Here is a 20,521-nt window from a genome sequence, read left to right on the forward strand (position 1 = left end):
TTTCAGCTAAAAACCGGTGAGTCGCTAGGATGTCCGCTGGAGTCATGAGCGTCAACCAGGTGGGCAAGATCCACCCGATCGGCGAGGGGAGGGGAACCACATGGACCAATCTCCTACGGGCACCCTCGCGGAAAAGATCAATAGACTCTTCGAGGTGATCCGCCGACCCGACCGGGAGCGCTACCGCAACGAGGAGGTGGCCACCGCCTGCCGCGAGGCCACCGGCGAGAGCTTCTCCACCACCTATCTCTGGCAGTTGCGCAGTGCCCGGCGGACCAACCCCACCAAGCGGCACCTGGAGGCCCTCGCCCAGTTCTTCCAGGTGCCGGCGGCGTACTTCTTCGACGACGAGCAGAGCTCCCGCATCGCCGAGGAGCTGGAGCTGCTCGGCGCGTTGCGGGACAGCGCCGTACGACAGATCGCGCTCCGGGCGATCACCCTCTCGCCGGAGGGGTTGGACACCATCAGCGACATGATCGACGCCATCGGGCGGCGGGAAGCGCGCCGGGCCGGCGCGGACCATCCTGGTCACGGCGACCGGCGCGGCATCGGCGGGTCGGCGGGCCGCGATGGCGGTTGATCGGAGCATGTGGCGCCGGTGCCAGCGGATCGTCGACAGGCTGTCGATTCCGACGCCCTTCGAACCGGACCGGTTCGTCGACGCGCTGGCCCAGCAGCGGGGCCGGCCGGTCGAGCTGGTGCCGATGCCCGGTGGCGTGAGCCAGTGCGGCGCGCTGGTCGCCACCGACCAGGTCGACTACCTCTTCTACGCCACCAGCACCACCCGGCTGCATCGGGAGCACATCCTGCTGCACGAGGTCGGGCACCTGCTCTGCGGCCACGTGGACGACCGCTCCCTCACCGCCCTACCCCCCGCGCTGCTGCCGAACCTCTCCGCCGACCTGGTCCGCCGGGTGCTCGGCCGCTCCGACTACTCGGCGGCGCAGGAGCAGGAGGCCGAGCTGATCGCCTCGATGATCGCCCAGCGCGCCCGCCGTGGCCCGACCGGCGGCACGGGCCCGGTCGACCCCGAGATGGCCGAGGGGCTGGCCCGGCTCGGCTCGATCTTCGACACCGGCTGACCAGGGCGGGGCGCCGTGCTGACCTGGCTCAACTTCGTCGCCTTGACGCTCGCCATCGTGGTCGCGGCCTACAAACTCATCCCGGTGGTTGGCAGGCGTCATACCGGCGGCACCCGCTACCTCTCCGCCTTCTTCCTCTGCATCGGGCTGGGGCTCGCCGTGATGGCGCACCCGGTCCTGGTGGCGATCAGCCGCGTCGAGCCGGTGCCGAACCTCGGTCGGCTGCTCGGCAACGCCCTGGAGATGCTCGCCGCGTACTTCCTCGGCGCGCTCGGCCAGAGCATCGCCCGCCCGGCCGAGACCCGACGCTGGCTGCGCCGGCACGTTGTCCTGCTGGCCGGCGCGACCGTCCTGATGGGGGTACTGCTGGTCAGCGCCGACACCACGTTCACGTTGAACTTCGTCAACGTGTACTCGCAGGACCCGATGGTGGTCGCCTACCTCGTCGTGTTCTTCAGCTACATCGCGGTCTGCCTGGTCACCTTCATCGCCAGCGTTGGCGGCTACGTACGGCACGCTGCCGCCGGGGTGCTGCGGACGGGGCTGAGCCTCGTCGTCGCAGGCTCCGCGCTCGGCATCGTCTGGGCGGCGTGGTCCGGGGTGCGGCCCGTGGTCACCCTGGTCACCGGCCGGTCCCTGGCCACCTCGCTGCCGATCGGTTCCACGCTGGGCTCGGTCTGCATGCTGCTCTGGCTGATCGGCGCGACCCTGACCGCCTGGGGTGACCGGATCACGGCGCCGCTGCGCTGGCTGCGCGCGCTGCGCCAGCTGCACCGGATCGAACCGCTCTGGCAGGCGCTGCGGGCCGCGATGCCGCACATCGCGCTCGACACCAGCGGCGGCTGGCCGTTCCCCCACGCGGAGTTCGCGCTCTACCGGCGGGTGATCGAGGTCCGCGACGCGCAGTTGACGCTACGCCCGTACGCGCATCCAGACGTGTCCCGCTGGCTCGGCCCGGCGGTGGACCCGGCCACCGTGGAGGCGGCGGTGATCGCCGCCGCCCTCGTCGGCCACGCCCAGGGCCGCAACTACCGCGTCGAGCACCCGTTCCAGGACGTGGACGCCTCGCTGGCCTCGGAAAGCGCCTGGCTGGCGCAGGTGGCCCGGCAGTTCGTCGGCTCGGCGGAGGTGGAGCGGGTCCGCCGGCTCGCCGCCGCCGAGGCCGACCGGGACCGCTGACCCGCAGCGACTCTGTTCAGGCGCGTACGTCGTCTCGCATCGGGTCCGCCAGGACGTGCGGTAGACGAGTTCGATCTTCAACGTCGACCAGAAGTTCTCCATCAGAGCGTTGTCGAACAGGCAGCCCGCAACCTCCTGAGGGACCTCGGCGAGCACGCGGACCAGTTCAGGTTCCTCATCCGCGACCGCGCCGGCCACCGTCATCGACCTTGCCAAGCAGCGCCGGCTACGGCGAACACCGATCCTCGGCGGGCTTATCAACGACTACGAACGAGCCGCGTAGATCCTCAAGAAACAGCAGGTCACCACAGGTGCCAAGGTTTTGAGCCCCTACAGGGTCCCAAGCGGACCTGTTGAGCAGCCGCTGCATCCTGTCCGGCGTCGCGTCGCCGGCGGCCTCGGCCAGGGTCCAGCCGTTCTTGCTCGCTAGGGGCGACAGCAACCCGACCAGGTAGGTCAGCGCCTGCCGGCGCGGCTCCGCACGCCCGGAACGGTGGGCGAACCGTGCCAGCAGATCATCCAGACCCGTCCGCCAGCCCACGATTTCATCGATCAACACAAGCACGGCAGCCTGCCCGCCCTGCACCCGACCACAACAGACAGACGGTGCGATCCCCCGGCCCATCCGCCGAATAGCATCGACATCCGCAGCTACACGGCCGGCGCAACTCGAACGTCGATCATGCCGATGAGCTGCCGAAACTTCAGATCGGGCAACTGCGGCTGGAGTACTAGGGACCGAGGTGCAGCGGCTGTACTCCCCAGCCTACGGGCGCGCTCGCGGCACACCTGCACGTAGTCCGTCACAGGAGGGGCCGGGCGGCCCGCCCCGCCAGCGTACGACCGGCGGGACGGGCCGCCCCGCTCAGGCCCCCAGAGCCACGGTCAACCGCTTTGCGGCGACCTGCGCCGCGTCGGTGCGTACGACGCCGGCGATCTCGCGGGCCCTGGCGGCCACCTCCGGCCGCAGCGCGGCGCCGAGAGCCTCGGTCAGCGACTCGACGGTCGGCACCGAGCCGGAATGCATGGTGCCGATGCCGAGCGTGGACACCCGGCTCGCGAAGTAGTGCTGGTCGTACACCTGCGGTATGACAACCTGCGGCGTTCCCGCCCGCGCGGCCGTGGTCGTAGTGCCCGAGCCGCCATGGTGGACCACCACGGCCACCTCTTTAAACAGCGACTGCTGGTTCACCTCGCCGACCACCAGGCAGTCGGGTGTCCGGTCTCGCGACGAGAGCGGTGCCCAGCCTCGCGAGACGACCAGCCGGCAGCCGACCGCGCGCACGGCCTGCACGGCCGTCTCCAGCAGGCCCGGGGGCGCGACGACACTGCCGAATCCGACGTAGACGCACGGCCCGCCGGCCTCCAGGAAGGTCGTCAACTCGGCGGGCAGGGCCCGCTCATCCGGCAGGAGCCAGGCGCCCGGCTGGTAGACGGTCAGATCGGCGGCGTCCGGCCAGGGTGCCAGGGTCGGGTCGGTGGCCAGCCACGGCTCGTCGGTGTGGATGTGGTCGGTGACGTCATCCACAGTGTCCAGACCCACCGCCGACCGCAGCGCGTTGAGCGGCGCGGCGAAGGTGTCGTTCACGTGCCGCAGGTTGGCGGCCCACAGGCCGCGGTTGTCGGCCGACGCGGGCGTCGGTGCCCCCCCGAGCACCGGCAGCGGCAGCGGGGGGTGGTGCGGTGAGGGCAGGGCCGCCGGGCAGAGCGCCGCGAAGAAGTACGGGATGCCGCGCTTTTCCGCCACGGTGCGGGCGGCGATCTGGAGGCCGGTCGACGCGACGAGGACGTCACAGTCCCGGGCGGCGGCCGACAGCACCTCGAACTGGATGCCGATGGAGGACTCGGCCATCTGGCGGATCTGGGCGGGCGAGGGTTTGGGTACGGCGGCCCGCGACCTGGGCTCCGCCGACCTGCGCCAGGGCGGGCCGATGGGTACGAAGGGAATCCTGAAGGTGGCCACCCACCGGGCGAAGTCGGGCGGGGCGCAGAGGCGGACCTGAAGGCCGAGGGCCTTCAACCGCGACGCGAGCGCCACCAGCGGTTGGACGTCGCCACGCGACCCGAGAGTCGACAGCAGTACGCGCATGATAATCGCCTTTCCGTCACTGGCGGGCGGATCCGAGCACGGTGGGACAGACCCGACAGCACTGTCGGGCCTGGCTACACCGTCGATCTGCTATCCCCGCGTCGCGGTGCGCCCCGGTGCCAGTGCCGTGGGTCGCACCTTGGCGGCGGTCTGAGCGGGTACCCGGCGCGCGGCGCCGGCCGCGGGCTGGAGGGCCCGCAGGGCCAGTACGTGGCCGAGTCCCTCGACGACGCGCAGTTCGGCCGTGCAGGCGGCGGCCTGCGCCTGGCGCAGGTAGTCGAGCGTCTGCGGGTCGGCGGCGCACATACCCGGCGTCGAGTCGGCGGTGGCGACCAGGTGGACCTCGCCGGCCAGCAGCAGCGAGGCGGAGATGAACTGGCAGAGTTCCGGCCACAGCAGGTACCGCCAGAAGTCCACGCTGATCACCGCGTCCAGGCTGCCCGGCGGCATGGGCGGGGCGACGCCGAGCAGGTGGAAGTTGGTCCGCCCGATGGGCGCGGCGTAGTCGAAGCTCAACGCCGAGGCGGGCAACCCCGACTCGGCGCGGCCGGTGCCGATCCAGAGCGTGCGGTGCCCCCGCAACTGGCCGGCAAGGCGCGCGGCGGCGGGCCCGATGGCGCAGGCCGACCGCTCGACGCACTCGTCGATCAGCGCCCGGTAGTGCAGGATCCGCCGGATCGCCTCGTACCCCATGACCGCGGTGAGGAACTCCCATTCGAGGCAGGGGTAGAGCCGGGCGGCCTGCTGGAAGTTGGCCTTCATCTCCATCCAGTTGCGGGTGATGTTCTTGTGGTGCGGCAGGTGGACGACCCGGGCATCGTCGTCGTAGCCGAAGTTGACGCCGTCGGGCAGGCTGCGGTCGACGCGGTAGAACAGCTCGACGTCCTCCACCCCGTAGCTCAGGCCGAACGCCTCGCGGTAGCCACCGACCTGCGCGAAGTGCGCGCTCGACAGCGAGATGTTGTGTGTGTAGGCGATGACCCAGCCGGCCCGGAGCCAGTCGCCGCCGTCGTCCGGAAGCCCCGTGCCGAACCGCAGGTCGCCGCCGTGCGGGAAGGCGCGCGCGATCGCGCGTGATTCCCCGGCCAGCACGGCGGGCAGGTCCGCCAGGCCGATCTCGTCCCGCCGGCCGATCAGCACCGCCGCGTTGCCGGGCGTGCTGTGCCAGGCCAGGTGCCGCTCCAGCAGGTCGGGCACCGCCCACGAGTCGGCGTCGAGGAAGACCAGCAGGGGTGCGCCGGCACGGCGTGCCCCCTCGTTGCGGGCGACCGAGCGACCCTTGCGCTGGGCGAGTTCCAGCACGCGCAGGCGGAGCCCGGCACCCTCGGCGAGAGCCTCGGCGTACCCGTCGGACGAGCCACCGTCCCGGACCACGATCACCTCGAAGCGTTCCGGCGGGAGCGTCTGTCGGGTCAGCGCCCTGAGGGTCAGTCCGAGGCACTGCGGGTCCTGATACGTCGGCATCACCACGCTCAGCGCCGGGGAAATGGTGGGCAATGCCATGGCGATCCTCTCCGTCAGACGAACTTGCCGTCGGAGGTCGGCGACGTCGTCAGAGGATAACGCTCCGCAAAGGCGAACCTTACTCATGAATAGGGGTCGATAGGAGTGCACTGTCCCTTCACGAGTTGTCGCCTCGGCCGGACCCACACCCACGCTGACGCGAAACCACACCGGGCGGAAACCGGCCCTCAAGCCGGTAGAAGATCTTGTAGTCGTTGGGCGCGACGTCGATCTTCGCGTAGAAGCGCTGCGCGAGGGTGTTGTCCCGATCGGTGGTCCACTCGATCCGGCTGCACGAGTTCGCGACGGCCACGTCGATCAAGCCGTCCATGAGCAGCCCGACGCCCCGCCCCCTTGCCGTCTGCGCCACGTACAGCTCCTTGAGGTAGAGCGAGCGGGTCGGGCCGACGGCTGGCCACAGGAAGGAGTACGTCCCAAGCCCGACGAGTGCCTGCGCGTCCCAGGCGAGCACGGCACGGGCCAAGGGCGGATCACCGAAGAACGCCTCGTTGGGCAGGTTCAGCCGGTCGTAGCATTTGATCTTGGCGGTTGGGTGGGACAGGATGTTCCGCCGTGCGCGCGATGTTGACTCTGGCTGATCGTGGAGAGATATCCCGTGGCCTGGCCGAAGGCCTGCGGTACGCCGAGATCGGTGTCCGGCGCTGTTGCGTTGTTCGATCGGTGGCCATGCGGAACTCGGCGGGGAGCTGCGGTCAGATCGCTTGGGCGAGTTCGGTGAACGCGGCGGCCACCCGCAGCCCTGGCGGGACGTCGGTGGCGAGTTCGTAGTGTCCGCGTCGGAGGTTCTGCACGAAGGCGTGGCCGGTGATGATCGTCTGCGTGGTGCGGTCGGCGCGGAGTCCGCGCATCGGTCTGAGTCGGTGCTTGAGCTGGCTGTGGTCGGCCTCGATTGGATTGTTGGCGTGCCGTTCGACGTGGTGCCACGCCGACGGGACCAGGTCCTCCAGCACTCTGGCGTAGGCGGGGGCGGCGTCGGTCACGACTTCGCTGGGCGTGACCTTCAGCGTGGTCAGCGCCCGGTGGAAGAACCGCCGGGCCGCAGCGGCATCCCGGCGCGTCGAGACGAGCACGTCGATGATCTGACCATGCTGGTCGACGGCCCGGTAGACGTACCGCCAGATGCCGTTGACCTTGACGTAGGTCTCGTCAACGTGCCAGCGGTCACCAGGTGAGTGGCGAGCGAACCGGGCGGCGTCGGCCAGCAGCGGGGTGAACCGCTGCACCCACCGGTAGACGGTGACGTGATCCACCTCGACACCGCGTTCGACCAGCAGTTCCTCCACGTCTCGGTAGGAGAGGTTGAACCGCAGGTACCAGCGGACCGCCAGAACGATCACCTCAGGCGGGAACCGGAACCCGACGAACGCCGACGACGGCGGGGACCAGGGCCGGACACGAGACGACGACCTCACCGGGCAAGCAGACCACACCCGGCAAGCTGAAATCGATCATGCTTCCGCCCAACGCAACAGACCCCGCCCGGCAGGTCAGGCCGGAAACACCGTTAGATCCACAGACCCCGCTGCGGATCTATCACCAAGCCCGCCCCTCCACAACGCCACATGGGCACGACAGCCACATTGACGGGAAGCGACGTCACCCTAACCGATCACGACAAACCCGGCCAGTAACTGCGGACAGCCACCACCGCATCCCAGCATTTGAACCCGGAAGTCGGCAAGCCACACCATGATCAAAACCCAACCGCACAGGGCAACCCTCGGTCGGACGGGCACCGACGCGAGGGTTGCTCGTCGCACGAGCACCCACCGAGCACCCAACCGACCACAAGGGACAGAAAAGCAAAGGGGCCTGACTGCCATTCAGGCAGGTCAGACCCCTTTTGATCTTGTGCGCCCGAAGGGACTCGAACCCCTAACCTTCTGATCCGTAGTCCGAACCCGTCAGATGCTCTCTACGCTGCGTGATCATCACTTCGTACGTCTCGCTGAGTGCTGCTGCGTGCCGAAACAAGCGGCTGAGTATCTGCTGGTCAGGGCGTTACCGCGAGTGGAGTGCGACGTCCTGGGGGGCGACGATCGGCCGTGCAGGACGTGCTGTGCTGGTTTTGTTCCGAGCGTGCTGGTCATGCGCCGAACGTCCGAGCACCAACGGAGCACCATCACCCGTGGTAATCACCGGCAGCGGGCCATCGTCGTGCTACAGCGGGGCGATCCGAGCCACTGGCAGATCGGTCACGTCTGAAACGGCGGTGATGATCGCGCGGTCGGTGGATCCGGGTACGAGGCGCAGCGGTCCGCCAGCCTGGTCGGGCTCGGTGGGGGCGGGTTCTACAAGTCGAGCCGCGTAGTACACGATTCGGCGACGCATATTGAGGCTACTCTCGCGGCCGTTGATCCGGACGGTCATCGGGAAGACTCCGGCGAAGGTGAATTCGTCGGCGCCGACCGGCAGGTTTTCGGGGGTCGTGACGGTAAGGGGAATTTCGGACCAGGTCCCCTCGACGTTTTCGCCGCTCAGGAGCCGGCCGACCCGCAAGATCGCGTCCAGGTCAGCCGTCGATGTGGCGTCGACGTCCGGCACGGTGATGCGTTTGTAGGTGTGGCGTTGGATCGCGATCAGTGCTTCGAGCAGACGCACATGCCAGCGGGCCACGGGCGTCACTGGCTCGTCGCTCATCTCCCAGACGGGGGTGACGGCGGGGCCGCCCCCTCGCACGGCCGCCATGATTCCCATGCCGGGTCCGAGGTCAGCGGTCAGGCGCACGGCCGGGAGCACGTCGGCGGACGATTTTCCCGTGAGCGATTGAGCGTTCATTTGCACGGCATTGCCGTCCCTGCCGTTGAGGAAGAACTGGAACTGCACCGCGCCTCCCCGGTCATATCCGGACAACCAGGACCCGGTGCCGTCCAACCCGCGCGACACCTCCACGTCGACGAGATCCAGGGTGTGACGCACTGCGCCGGCTGTGTCGAGCAGGCGGATCTCTAGATCCGGTAGATCAGCCGCAGACTGGGGAGCGACCATGAACCAGAAGCGTCCTTCGCCGGGAGTGGGCCTGGCGACGCCGGGTGACCCACTGACCTCGGTGACGGTTCCTGGCACGTCCGCGAAGGGGGTACCGAACTGCACGAAGTTCTCGACTGCCTGATGCTCGGGCGATCCCGGGGTGACCTCCAGCCGGCCCGAGATGGTGATGGGTCGCAACCGCGCCGACTCTGCGGACTTCGGCAGCAGCCGCAGCACCGAGTACTGGCCATCGGGCAGTTGTTGGTACTGCACGTAGGCGGCACGGGCCCATCGGCCGAGTTCCGTGTCCCACGGCAGGTCGCCGACGGCCCCGGTGCGGATCTCCAGTTCGTAGCGGTAGAACGGATCAAGCTGGTTGAGGTTGGCGACGATGGCGCGCTGACGTTCGACGGCGGCGGCGAGCATGTCCTCGGCGGGGACTCCGCGTGGCAAGTCCCGGCCGCCCTGAAGAGCGTCGGCCATCAGGCGGTGTAGCCGCTCTCCACCGTCGCCGAAGTAGTAGTCCACCAACTCTGGGCGGCGTGCTGCCAGCACATCCAGGTTCGTGCCGCCCATCCATCGGCACGGAAACTGAGCTTCCGCGGTGAGCTCTGCGAGCCAGTCCAGTCGCTCGTTGGTGGGGTTCCACGGCGTCACCAGGGTCCACGACCGCACGGGAAGCCGAGGCAGGGTTTCCCGCACGAACGTCGACCATGACTTCCCGATCTCCGCTGCCTGCCGGGCATCGAGCCGGCTCGCGTACCTTTTGACCTGGTAGATGTCGAAACCATCGGGGTGCTCGACCCGAATGTCGACGCCGCGGTCGCCGCGCGACGGAGTGATGAGGTTGCCGTGCGGATGCTCCAACAGCAGCAGAGCCGCGACGAACTCCTCCACCCGCTCTCCGGGCTCACGCTCCCAATTGACGGTGGTCACCGGTCCAGCAAAACACGGACGCAGCGGCATCAGCCTCATCCGTGCAGCTGAGGGAGATCGGCCGAGTTCCCGGGCGGCCTCCTACCGATGTCAGCGGTTCGTCAGCGTAGGCCCGTGGCGGCCCGGTGGTCGGCGATGAGACGTGCGACGAGTTCGGCGGCCACGTCGGCGGGGCGGGCGACGACGCTGCCGTAGTCGATGGCTTCTTCTGGGGAGACGTGGATGTGGTCTGCCTGCCCGAACCCGTAGGTGGCGGTGTTGCTTGGCACGTTGACCTTGCCGTAGGAGATCATGGTGGCGGGGTCGAGCCCGATGGCGGGTACGACGAGGTCGCCGTGAGGTAGATCCAGCATCGTCAACGTGTTGAGCATGTGCGTGAGCTGCTTGATCAGATCGTCCCCATCGAGCACCGCGCCCATCTGACCTCGGGGCAGCGGGGCCCACGCCGACCGCTGCCCGGATCGGGTGACCACGAGCCCCTTCTCGCTGTCCCTGCCGCTGCTCGTCACCTGGGCGACGGCGGAGTCGGCGTGCGCGTGCAGGGCTTCCAGCCGGGTGAACACGCCGTGCTGCCGGCCATGGTCGGGCAGTAGGTCGGCGAGGCCGGCCAGCTCGCTCACCTGCAGTCGCGCATCGTCGGCGGCGAAGGCCAGGTGCACCTCGACGGCTGCGGCACCTAGCCGGCGGTCCCGCGTGCGTTGGCCGAGGTCGCTGCGCCAGGAGACGCTGACCGGCGGGGCCGGGCTCTGCCAGCGCAGCCGCGACGGACTGGCCAGAGCGGCAGCGCTGGCTGTCGGATATGGCACAACCTGGGCGGGCGTATCACGGGACGCCGCCGACGTGCCGGGGAAAGGCGGGGGCGTGGCGGGCTTGTTTCGCTCGCGGCGGACGCCCTCGAGAATCTGCTTCTGCGCAGCGGCCTCATCGAGTCCGTGAATGCGAATCTGCACCACCTGACTGAGCAGCCCCTCCGGCTGGCACTCCTGCACCATGATCGGCACAAGGGCATTTTTCACGCCCTCCGGGTCGCTGGCGAATACGGCTGCCCACTCCGAGGCCGGAAAGGGCGCCTTCAAATAGGCAGGGGAAAGCACAGCAATCATCCTCGGACACTGTTTCAGGGCCTTGTCCATCTCAACGGCAAAGTTGCTGCCCGGCCGGAAGTCCCACTCCTGAATCGTCACGGCGAAGCCGTCCGCCTCGAGGATGTAGGCGATCCAACTGGCCCACGCCTTGTCAGCGGCCGTATACGAGATGAAAAAGTCCTTCGCTACACCGTCCACCTGGCCAGGATAGGCACAGACGGCGACATCGCCCCGTCCTGGACCGCCGCGACGGGCCATGCCCGAACGTAGAGTCCACTGCTCAGGGGCCGAGCCACGCGCGGTGAGGACGCTCAACCTCCGCTTCTCGGCTCTCGCACGGCCGGGCCGTGAGGCATCGGCGGCGGTCGCCGATGGCGTCGGTCAGCGGGTCTTCTTCATTGCTCGCTTGCGAGGTGGAGTCAGCAGGTCGGCGATCGTGGCGATGGCGGACGGCACGAGCTTGTAGTAGACCCAGACGCCGCGCTTGTCGCGTTCGAGCAGGCCAGCCTCGGCGAGGATCCGCAGATGGTGGCTGACGGTCGGCTGGGAGAGTCCGAGCGGCGCGGTGAGGTCACTGACCGACGCCGCAGCCCAGATGACCGGTCGAGTATCAGCCAGGCGAGCGGAGTGTCCGGAAGGTCTAGCGTTGGTCGGGTGTCGGTGTACGGGTTCCGGTGCAGAGCTAGGTACGCCAAATGTGCAGAGGCCTGGGCGAGTGGCGCTGGGGGACCTTGCGGTGCCGGTCGCCCCCGGCGACGCACGTCCGTTGCTTATGATGAGTAACCGGTGGAGGTGGGCCTTCGCCCGAATCGCGGCAGATCCGGATACTGCAATAGCTCACATCGGCTGGGCGTTGATCTGTAGCCAACCGGGTAGCCCTCCTATAGGATCCACCGTACAATCCGGCACCTACGCGCCGCGTCCGGGCCGATTGCAGGCTTAAGGCTTGGCCCAGACCGGAATGGAAACGTAGGCGCAGAGGCGCTGATCGAGCGGTGCGGAATACGCCGTCATCCCGCACCCCCCTCGACGTCACGAACCGGCTGGACGAACCACCGCAGCGATTTCCGCAGCGATTTGAGCAATAGAGTAATCGGAGGTTCGCAACGCCAACACGTTGGCCAAACTGGGACTATTGGCGGTCACCTCGTTGACTGAGATCTTGTGCCAGATGGGAAGGCATACCTGCTTCCGCCGCTCGTGCATCGACATATGCACCAAACCATCCAGCTCGTACTGCGTCCATTGCTTACGGAAGAACGCCTCGGAGAGAACAACGATTCCGAACTTGCTGTTGGCGATGCCGCGATCGATGGCCTGCCGAAGGCTGTCTCCGATCCTGAGTACGAACTCGTCGTACCAAACCGAAAGTCCATGTTCCTGCAAGGCGACTGCTAGGTCCCGAACCACCGTGTCTTTGTCCTCCCAGGCGTGGGAGATGAACACGTCGTACGTCACTGCCGTAGTACCTAAATGGCCGGTTGTTGGCCGAATTTCCGCCGAGTTCTCCACGATCTGCTGGATCTGTGGACGGAGAGTCTGAATGCTGGGAACCTGCCGCCCCGCGGTGGATCGAGCACCTCCGCTCGACCCGTACCTGCCGCCGCTGGAGGAAGGGTATGAGCTACCGCCTCCACCGGATGAATAGCCGCGAGATCTGAAGCGTCCGCCGCACGCAGGACACTCCGCACGGGCACTAGCCGTCCGATGGCCCCGTACCGGGGCCGTGCATGAACTCATTCACACATGGTATCGACGCGAACCCCGGGGCCGTCTCGGCGATACGTAGCCGCTGGACCGCCGTCCGACACTGCTCAGTGACCGAACCGGCAAGCGCCCTCGGCCAGCCGTGTTCTCTCTCTAGAGACAACAGCCCAACGGACACGACACCTCACAGCCAGTCCCGTCGGGCTACTCCGTCTGGTTCTGCCTCGACACGGTCCGACCTACTGCGACCTGCGTCCACTGGCCCATCTCGGCCTGCTCGATCCGGGTGATCGCCTTAACCAATTCCTCGTCACGGGTGGCCGGATCGTCGTACGGGGCTGCCAAAACGTGGAACAGCCGGCGCTGCTCCTCCACCTCCTCGCGTGCGCGGCTGAAGCGGAGGTAGTTCTCCGACCAGTGGTAGATGGCACGGACACCGGCGATGACCACGAGCACGCTGCCAAGGACCGCGGTAATCGCCGGCAGACCGGGCGCGATCACGGCGACGACCGGGATGGACGCTGAGATCACCACGGCGCCGACGTCGACGATTCGGTGCGCCCGCCGCGACCGTTTCGAGGCGATCACATACCACCGGTAGGAGGCATCGGCGATGCCGACGGCATACGAATTCTGCTCTGGCACAGTCACCGACGCATTGTGACATCAGGACAACGACGATCAGCCTCCGAGCGCCCGCCGGACGGCTGCGAGCCGGGGACATTGGCGTCCGCGAGCCTGCCGAACACTTCGACGAAGGTGGCCCGGCCGGCCGCCGCGCGCGGTCGGCGGCAGATCCGGATGGCGGCGGGGGCTCGCGGCCAGGGAAGATCGAGATCATGGGGCAGGGGTCTGCCAGGTGGGCATGGTCGAAAGTCAGCACGATTCACGGGGTCCGTAATGGGGACGGCGCAGCGTGTGCTGGCGGGATCTACTCCTACAGGTACCGCTTCTACGCGCCCTCCCACAGCTTCTACGAGCGCTGCGTCGGCTTGGCGTGGTGCTCGATCTGCCGCGAGTACTCCGGTGCCATGGTGTTCGTACCGCGGAACGAACGTCTCCCGGACCTGCTTGCCGATCTGCCGACGCCCGAGCGTGAGAGGCTGGTTCGCAGCGAGGTGAAGCTGCTCGACTACCTTGATCGCCTCGTCCGGCGAGGATCTTGGCCGACCCGCAAGCCGTGATCGGCGGACGAACTAGCGGCGCACTTAACTCGGCACGAGCGGATCGCGGCTATCCGGATGCCCGTGGATGTCACCGGCTCGATGCTTCGTTGATGCCGTACCGCACCATGTCGTGCAAGCCCTCGGCGAGTAGATCCCTCACGAGGCCACGATCCACGAACGCTGCCAACGAGCGGCCGATCTCGTCTCCCGCAACATCAACCAGGTCCTCATCGTGCGCGGCGCGCCGCAAGGCGTCCAACGCGCGCGGGTCGTTCCAGTTCGCGAGGTCGACCGCGGCATGGCACCGGAACTCCAGTTCCTCCGACTGGTCCAGCAGCACCGAGTGCAAGCGCTCGGCGCGCCGGTCCCACCGCAGTTGGCCGGCCGCCTGCAAGCCGTCGCGCAGTTCCCTGGGTGGCCGGTATCCGTGTTCTTCAACGTAATGCAGGATCATCATCGGTGCGGCGTAGATCTCCCCGTCGGGTAGGTAGTAGTGATACTCGCCGTTACCCTTAAAGGCTCCGCAGAAGTCGCAGTCGTGCCAGCCGAGTGTGCGGCTGGCGAGCCGCCAGGAGGCAGCCGTGAGCCGCTCCAGCTCGGCGCCGGTCATCGGTGCCATGTTTGCGCACTGCACCCCGTAACGGCGCCCCAGCCACCGGACGGTCCGCATCGGCAGCGTAAAGCCGAGGTAGTCGTATGGCGACAGGTCGAGGTACTCCACGCCACGATCATCCGGCATGCAGAAACCAGGGCCGACATCCCCGGCCGGCCCGGGCATCGGTACAGCTGCGTGACGGTGACTCAAAAGCCTGGCGCGCCACGTCTGCGGCAAGAGAGGATGCCCAAGGTAGAGTTACTTGCCGCCAGTTGCTAACTGTCGAACCACACAAGCAGCCGTACGTTGTCGCCGCCATGCCGCTCGGCGAGATCACGCATGCTGTCCAGCAGTGCCCGCAACTGCGGGTCGACACGCAACACGTCACCGTGGGAGAGGCGCTCCACCCGCCACAACCGATCGCCGGCACGCCATTCAGTTCCCTCCGAGTAGGCGCTGCCTCTGGGATCGGCGCGCTCGCCGGCAACCGCGCGCCAGGCATGCCCATGATGGCTGGCCTTGCCGATGAAACGCGGCCCGTCGCTTGTCAGCTTGTACTCGTGAATCCGGTCGTCAACGCGGGGCGCTTGTACGCTCCAATCGATGTGGGCCAGCTCCGTCCATGACACCCAAGTGTGACCGTGTTCGCTGTCCGCGAATTGGAGGCCAAGCAGTTCGGGGCTGGCGTCTTCCGGTAGGCCGCGGCCGGGCGCAACGGATTCGAACCCGGCGAAGTTTCGTTCACCGAACAGCAGCCCGAAGGCATCGTAGTGGCGAGGTAGGGCGTCCAGGTTGACATCGGCCATTAGCCACGGCGAACCACGACCGTGCGGGCGGATTTCTACTCCACCAGCGATATCAGTGCCCATGTTCAGCTCGCCTTCACCCAAGATGGCCCGAACGATGCCCGGCGCGGAGACCTCCCACAGCTCGGGCAGCGAGGAGATTACGTGAGCCCTGGCGAACGCATTCAACTCGGCACGTCCGTTCGCCACCCGTCGGCCGGCTGCGCTCCACGACGCGCGGTCTGCGGCAAATGAGGATGCCGGTGCGGCACGACCCGAGACACGGATCGGTCCACACGAAGTCGGATTGTGTCGTCGGCGCGTGAAATCGGACCCTGCTGGGGCGTCTGAATTTGGACCCCTTTGCCTGTGTGTGACCTTACTCAGTCGTTGGTCTTGGTGGCTGGGGGGACGCGGCCGAGGTCGCGGTCTTTAAGCCGGTAGCTGTCGCCCTTCATCGAGATCACTTCGGCGTGGTGGACGAGGCGGTCGATCATGGCTGCGGCGACGACGTCGTCGCCAAACACTTCGCCCCAGCGGCCGAAGGGTTTGTTGCTGGTGACGATCAGTGAGGCTCGTTCGTAGCGGTTGGAGACGAGTTGGAAGAACAGGTTCGCGGCTTCGGCTTCGAAGGGGATGTAGCCGACCTCGTCGACGATCAGCAGGGGGATCCGACCGAGCTTGACCAGTTCGTCTTGCAGCCGGCCGGCGTGGTGGGCGTCGGCGAGGCGGGACACCCACTGGGCGGCGGTGGCGAACGCGACCCGGTGTCCGGCCTGGCAGGCCCGGATCCCGAGGCCGATGGACAGGTGGGTCTTGCCGGTGCCGGGCGGGCCCAAGAAGACGACGTTCTCCTTCGACGCCACGAAGTCGAGGGTTCCCAGGTGAGCGATCGTCTCCCGCTTCAGAGAGCGTTGGTGCTCGAAGTCGAACTCCTCCAGACTCTTGCGGGCCGGGAAGCGGGCGGCCCGGATGCGTCCTTCACCGCCGTGGGCTTCGCGGGCGGCGACTTCGCGTTGCAGGCAGGCGGCGAGGAACTCCTCGTGCGTCCATGACTCCGCCCGGGCCCGCTCCGCCAGGCGCTCGACGGAGGCAGCGAGGGACGGCGCCTTGAGGGCGCGGGTGAGGAACGCGATCTCCGAGGCGACGTTGCGGCTGGTCTTGGTGGCCATCACGCAGCCACCTCAACGTCAAGGCCGAACAGGCGGTCGTAGTCGCTCAACGGCCGGCGTTCGACCTGGGCGTCAACGGCGGTCGTCGAGGTGCGTTGGGCAGCGACGCGCAGGTCCGCGGCGGCTTGCCGGTGGGCGGGATCGGTGATGCTCTGATGCTTGGCCCAGCAGCGGTCGTGCCGGGCCGCGGGTCGGCCGTCGCAGAGCACCGTCACGTGGTCACAGTCGGCGGTGACCTCGACCCGCCGGCCGACCACCGATGGGTGCACCGAGTAGTCGTTGCCGTCCAAGCGGACGTAGTGATCGCGGGGAAGGCGGGTGGTCTGCCGCCATCCGACCACCGGCGCAACCGGTGGCAGTGGCAGCATGGCGGCCCGGTCGGCGTCCCACCGGTCCAGCGGGCGGCAGCCCAGCATCCGGTGTTGGCGGTTGTTCGCCCGCACCAGCCAGTCGGTGAGCTGGGCGTTGAAGTCCTGAGGTGAGCCGAATCGGCGTCCGGGCAGGAACGACGTCTCCAGATAGCCGTTGGCCCTCTCGACCAGGCCTTTGGCCTCCGGGTCCGCCGGCCGAAACTGGATCACCTTGATGCCGAGGGTGCCGCGGAAGGCGTTCATCGCCTCGGTCAGCTGAGGCCGCCCGGCCCGCCACTGCCCGACGGCAGACTCGTTGTCCCACACCAACGCCTTGGGCACCCGACCCCAGCCGGAGATCAGTGTCCAGTGCCCGACCAGCAGGTCCGGCGACTGCCTGGTCGGGATCATCACCGCTGACAGCCACCGCGAATACCCCGACACCATCACCAGCACCGGCGGCCTGCCGACCTGCCCGAAACCCAACGGCACGTCCGCCGGCGGGAACCACAGATCACACTGCACCAGCTCACCCGGCAGATACTCCGTGCGCTGAGCCGGGTCCGGCGGCATGAACAACGGCCGCAACAGGCGCACCCGCTCCTTGAGCACGGTCAACGACCGCGTCCAGCCGATCCGCTCGGCGATCACCGTCGCCGGCATCGACGGCCACTCCCGCAGCAACTGCCGGATCTGCGGCTCCACCGCGTCCACGATCGAACCCTTCACCGGCCGCTGATACTTCGGCGGCCCCTCAGCGGCCAAGGCCCGCCGAACGGTGTTACGACCCACCCCAAGCTTGCGGGCGATCGCCTTGATCGGCATCCCCTCAGCCCGATGAAGACGACGGATCTCCGCCCAGTCCTCCATGCTCAACACCCCTCCGATCCTCGAAGAGGGGTCCAGATTCACCCGCCGATCCGGGGTCCGATTTCACGCGTCGCCGACAGATTGCCGACCGGGTGATCTCTCCTGCCACTCACTAATCTCCAAGGATGGACTCGGATCAGTTCGACTTCTTCATCAGCTACGCGGCGCCAGATCGAGCTTGGGCTGAGTGGATCGCGGCACAGTTGCAGGAGGCCGGCTGGACGGTTTGGCTGGACGCCTGGGAGATCAGGCCGGGTGGGGACTGGATGCAAGCTATCGCCGCTGCCGTCGACCGTTCACACAGCGTGATCGCCGTCATCTCGCCCGAGTCGCTTGGGCCGCGGCGACACACGAGCGAAGAGTGGTTCAGCTTCCTCGTCGGAGGTCCGGAGAAGCGCGTTATCCCGGTCCTGGTTGCACCCACCGACGTGCCGGCCCTACTGCGTCCGATCAGCCAGATCCGGATATATGGTCTCTCCGAGGAGGAGGCTCGAACTGCTCTACTGTCAAGTCTGGCGCCTCCGCGAGCACGACCATCGACCGCGCCGACCTTCCCCGGCGCCAAGACCGGCGATCGACGGCTCGACCCGGATGCCATGTCCCGTCCCGCGAGGCGACGAGACAAGAAGAAAGTGTTCATCAGCTACAGCCACAAAGATGCCGATTGGCTTGAACGCCTACTGGTCTTCCTGAAGCCGATTCAGCGCGACGGCATCATCCAGCTTTGGTCGGACAAGGACATCAAGCCTGGCCAGAACTGGCGCGGTGAGATTAACGAAGCGCTGGACGCGGCCGGCATGGCCATTCCGCTGATCAGTTCGGACTTCCTCGCATCGGACTTCATCGTCAACGAGGAATTGCCTAGGCTGTTCCAGGCCGCCGAGCACAAGGGAACGAAGATCCTGCCGCTTATCTTGCGACCGAGTCGGTTCGAGCGAACGCCGATTCTGTCGGCATTCCAAAGTATTAACCCGCCGTCCCATCCATTGTCAGCCCTTCGCCGGTCGCAGTGGGAAAAAATTTTTGTCAACCTCTCCAATGCGATCGAAGACGAGCTCAGCGAATGAGGCGCCGTGCCTAAGATCTGCCGGAGGGATTTGGTGCTACCCGAAGGCTCAATCAAGCTGACTGAGCGCCTGCAATCACGACGAGTTCACTACTCTCGGCACGTGCGGACGGCAGCCAGGCCACTTCGGCGTGACGCTGCATAGTGCGCGGATCGCGGCAGAAGAGTGCATCAGTGGGTGGCGTTAACGCACCGCCTAGTACATCGTCACCAGATTGATGACGCGCTGCTCCTGGTCATGCTTCAGCGCAAGCCGGCGACGTGTCAGCCTTCCGTCCGGCTTCTCGAACTCGGCTGCGACCGCGAAGAGCGGCGTCCCGTTCTCCGCGAACCGGAGATCGTAGATATAGCTCTGCGAGAGCTTCGCCTTGACCACTGAAGCGAGTTCGTCCGGCGTTACATCTTGCAAGCCGATATTGGTCATGAGGCGAAGCTTATTTTCATCGCGGAGTAGGTACTTGTCGAGCTTGTTTGGATGGACCGAGACTTTCGCGGACTCAGTGTCAATCAGCTCTCCCGTGATCGCCGCGAGGTTGAGGATTCGGTCTTCCGCCGCTTGCCGCGCGTCAGTGGCCTCAATTTTATATGAGAGGAAGCAGGCGAAGTAGGTGTCCACCAGGCTCACTATCTCGTATCCGTACGCCGGCAGGTCGAACCCAACTGGATCCTCATCGCTTACCGCTGGATCATCACCGCCGTGCGTGAGAATAGCCTTGCGTCCATGAATGATCCAGAGGGGCGTCATCTTCCGCTCGATAAAGTTCCGGACAGGGCCCGCGAAGGACGCATCAATGTATCCAGTATATCGGGTCTCGTCCGAAAGTGACCTATGAATGCTTGCAACGTCGCTTGGGCGAAGATTATTAAAGTAGACCGCGTACTGAGTCTGCCAGTTAACCGGCTGAGGGCGCGCTTTAACGAGAGCATCCTCCATGGCGAGGATCGGCATCGCAACATGCCTATCGTCGAGATCCCCGTGAAGCAAGCTCGTCCGCAGGTCCCTGCGAAGACTAAAGGACGTCTCGTAACTCGATGAAGGCGTTGCCCGGCAACGGTGCTGGTGTCACCCCGCGAGGATGATGTTGTGCAGGTGGGCGATGCCAGAAGCGGTGTCGGTCAATGTGTGGGCGGCGCGGCGGTAGTCGCGCAGGATCTTGAAGCACTTCATGCGGGCCAGGGCGTGTTCGACCTGCGCTCGGACGGTGCGGTGTTGCTTGTTCAGGTCGGCCTTCCACTCGGGTAGCTCGCTGCCGTCTGCCGGCTTGCGGTACGGGATGATCACCTCAGGATTGCCGCGGTAGGCGCCGTCGGCCATGACCGGCCGCCCGTCGAGTTTCTGCTGGATGCCGCTGGTGCGGTAGACGATGGTGTCGTTGCGGTTGCCGGGCTGCGGGTCGCCGAGTGCGACCACGAGGCGGGTGTGGGCGTCAATGGCGACCTGCAGGTTCGTGCTGTAGCGATAGTTCTTGCTCGGGGCGGCCATGCGGTGATCCCGGGTCGGGATCAGGGTGCCGTCGACGATGGTGATCTGGTCGACCCGACGCCGGCGCCCCGGCGCCAGAGCGAGCAGGGGGCCGACGGTGTCGATGACCCGGTGCGCGGCGGAGTGCGACACCCCGAACAGCGGGCCGATCTGCCGCATTGTCAGGTTCGTGCGCCAGTACGCCGCAACCAGCAACACCCGGTCGGCGAGGTCGAGAGACCACTGCCGCCCCGGCCGACCGTCAGCGATCGCGTCACCGCCCCGCTCGGCGACCAGCCGGACCAGTCTGCGGAACTGGGCGGGCTGCAGCCCGGTGAACGGAAAGATCCACTCCTGGCGGGCCGCCGAGATCACCTGCACCCCGCCATGATCCACCATGGACGGGTCACCGAGTTACGAGACGTCCTTTAAAGAGAGGGCTCCGCCGCCGTGGGGCGTGCGGAGCTTCGAGGTAGTGGGCTT

Annotated in this window: 19 protein-coding genes and 3 pseudogenes; 6 read left to right on the forward strand and 16 right to left on the reverse strand. The window is 67.0% G+C overall.

The genetic code is table 11. The features are described 5' to 3' along the window. Positions 1-100 precede the first annotated feature (100 nt). From ACQPZO_RS29810 to ACQPZO_RS29825, 4 genes and pseudogenes are all read left to right on the forward strand, one after another. Complete coding sequence (locus ACQPZO_RS29810; protein ID WP_433345453.1) at positions 101-580, forward strand: XRE family transcriptional regulator; 480 nt, start codon at positions 101-103, stop codon at positions 578-580. Beyond that, a complete protein-coding gene (locus ACQPZO_RS29815; protein WP_433345455.1) occupies positions 570-1,082 on the forward strand; it encodes a hypothetical protein in 513 nt (170 codons plus the stop codon). Before ACQPZO_RS29810 ends, ACQPZO_RS29815 begins: the two co-directional genes overlap by 11 nt. Before the next feature lie 15 nt (positions 1,083-1,097). Then, a complete protein-coding gene (locus ACQPZO_RS29820; RefSeq protein WP_433345457.1) occupies positions 1,098-2,261 on the forward strand; it encodes an MAB_1171c family putative transporter in 1,164 nt (387 codons plus the stop codon). 117 nt (positions 2,262-2,378) lie between these two features. After that, positions 2,379-2,618, forward strand: a pseudogene (locus tag ACQPZO_RS29825) (hypothetical protein); the annotation flags it as partial. Here the strand turns inward: ACQPZO_RS29825 and ACQPZO_RS29830 are convergent. From ACQPZO_RS29830 to ACQPZO_RS29875, 10 genes and pseudogenes are all read right to left on the reverse strand, one after another. After that, a pseudogene (locus ACQPZO_RS29830) lies at positions 2,596-2,802 on the reverse strand (IS701 family transposase); the annotation flags it as partial. The pseudogenes ACQPZO_RS29825 and ACQPZO_RS29830 sit on opposite strands and share 23 nt — an antisense overlap. Positions 2,803-3,126: 324 nt before the next feature. Then, entirely contained in the window at positions 3,127-4,350 is a 1,224-nt protein-coding gene (locus ACQPZO_RS29835; protein ID WP_433345459.1) for a glycosyltransferase, read from the reverse strand. A 90-nt stretch (positions 4,351-4,440) separates the two neighbouring features. Further along, positions 4,441-5,853, reverse strand: a complete 1,413-nt coding sequence (locus ACQPZO_RS29840) for a glycosyltransferase family 2 protein (RefSeq protein WP_433345461.1) — start codon at positions 5,851-5,853, stop codon at positions 4,441-4,443. 118 nt (positions 5,854-5,971) lie between these two features. After that, positions 5,972-6,337 (reverse strand): GNAT family N-acetyltransferase, encoded by a 366-nt coding sequence (locus ACQPZO_RS29845; RefSeq protein WP_433345464.1) that lies wholly within the window; start codon positions 6,335-6,337, stop codon positions 5,972-5,974. A gap of 229 nt (positions 6,338-6,566) precedes the next feature. Further along, entirely contained in the window at positions 6,567-7,286 is a 720-nt protein-coding gene (locus ACQPZO_RS29850; protein WP_433345465.1) for an IS6 family transposase, read from the reverse strand. Between the two features lie 748 nt (positions 7,287-8,034). Next, positions 8,035-9,780 carry a hypothetical protein gene (locus ACQPZO_RS29855; protein WP_433345467.1) on the reverse strand — a complete coding sequence of 582 codons (1,746 nt, stop codon included), beginning with the start codon at positions 9,778-9,780 and terminating at the stop codon, positions 8,035-8,037. Positions 9,781-9,881: 101 nt separating this feature from the next. Next, on the reverse strand, positions 9,882-11,063 hold the full coding sequence (locus ACQPZO_RS29860) for a toll/interleukin-1 receptor domain-containing protein (RefSeq protein WP_433345469.1): 1,182 nt from the start codon (positions 11,061-11,063) through the stop codon (positions 9,882-9,884). A 183-nt stretch (positions 11,064-11,246) separates the two neighbouring features. Then, positions 11,247-11,450: pseudogene (locus ACQPZO_RS29865) on the reverse strand (ArsR/SmtB family transcription factor); the annotation flags it as partial. A gap of 447 nt (positions 11,451-11,897) precedes the next feature. After that, positions 11,898-12,323: a toll/interleukin-1 receptor domain-containing protein gene (locus ACQPZO_RS29870; RefSeq protein WP_355170872.1), complete on the reverse strand. Its 426-nt coding sequence runs from the start codon at positions 12,321-12,323 to the stop codon at positions 11,898-11,900. A gap of 453 nt (positions 12,324-12,776) precedes the next feature. Next, positions 12,777-13,223 carry a DUF4231 domain-containing protein gene (locus ACQPZO_RS29875; protein ID WP_433345471.1) on the reverse strand — a complete coding sequence of 149 codons (447 nt, stop codon included), beginning with the start codon at positions 13,221-13,223 and terminating at the stop codon, positions 12,777-12,779. A 380-nt stretch (positions 13,224-13,603) separates the two neighbouring features. On the opposite strand from ACQPZO_RS29875, the gene ACQPZO_RS29880 reads away from it, so the two are divergent. Then, positions 13,604-13,756: a hypothetical protein gene (locus tag ACQPZO_RS29880; RefSeq protein WP_433345474.1), complete on the forward strand. Its 153-nt coding sequence runs from the start codon at positions 13,604-13,606 to the stop codon at positions 13,754-13,756. Positions 13,757-13,826: 70 nt separating this feature from the next. On the opposite strand, the gene ACQPZO_RS29885 is transcribed toward ACQPZO_RS29880, so the two are convergent. The 4 genes from ACQPZO_RS29885 to istA all read right to left on the reverse strand — a co-directional run bounded on the left by ACQPZO_RS29885 (position 13,827) and on the right by istA (position 17,519). After that, on the reverse strand, positions 13,827-14,459 hold the full coding sequence (locus ACQPZO_RS29885) for a hypothetical protein (RefSeq protein WP_433345476.1): 633 nt from the start codon (positions 14,457-14,459) through the stop codon (positions 13,827-13,829). Between the two features lie 149 nt (positions 14,460-14,608). Continuing rightward, positions 14,609-15,328, reverse strand: coding sequence for a hypothetical protein (locus tag ACQPZO_RS29890; protein ID WP_433345478.1), 720 nt, complete (start codon positions 15,326-15,328; stop codon positions 14,609-14,611). 173 nt (positions 15,329-15,501) lie between these two features. Further along, on the reverse strand, positions 15,502-16,290 hold the full coding sequence (istB, locus tag ACQPZO_RS29895; RefSeq protein ID WP_433345480.1) for an IS21-like element helper ATPase IstB: 789 nt from the start codon (positions 16,288-16,290) through the stop codon (positions 15,502-15,504). Beyond that, entirely contained in the window at positions 16,290-17,519 is a 1,230-nt protein-coding gene (gene istA / locus ACQPZO_RS29900) for an IS21 family transposase (protein WP_433345483.1), read from the reverse strand. Before istA ends, istB begins: the two co-directional genes overlap by 1 nt. Before the next feature lie 116 nt (positions 17,520-17,635). On the opposite strand from istA, the gene ACQPZO_RS29905 reads away from it, so the two are divergent. Continuing rightward, positions 17,636-18,577: a toll/interleukin-1 receptor domain-containing protein gene (locus ACQPZO_RS29905; RefSeq protein ID WP_433345485.1), complete on the forward strand. Its 942-nt coding sequence runs from the start codon at positions 17,636-17,638 to the stop codon at positions 18,575-18,577. 195 nt (positions 18,578-18,772) lie between these two features. On the opposite strand, the gene ACQPZO_RS29910 is transcribed toward ACQPZO_RS29905, so the two are convergent. Next, entirely contained in the window at positions 18,773-19,525 is a 753-nt protein-coding gene (locus tag ACQPZO_RS29910) for a hypothetical protein (protein WP_433345487.1), read from the reverse strand. Positions 19,526-19,639: 114 nt separating this feature from the next. Then, positions 19,640-20,419, reverse strand: a complete 780-nt coding sequence (locus ACQPZO_RS29915) for a transposase family protein (RefSeq protein ID WP_433351346.1) — start codon at positions 20,417-20,419, stop codon at positions 19,640-19,642. Between the last annotated feature and the right edge of the window lie 102 nt (positions 20,420-20,521).

The organism is Micromonospora sp. CA-111912, from assembly GCF_050948415.1.
Lineage (GTDB): Bacteria > Actinomycetota > Actinomycetes > Mycobacteriales > Micromonosporaceae > Micromonospora.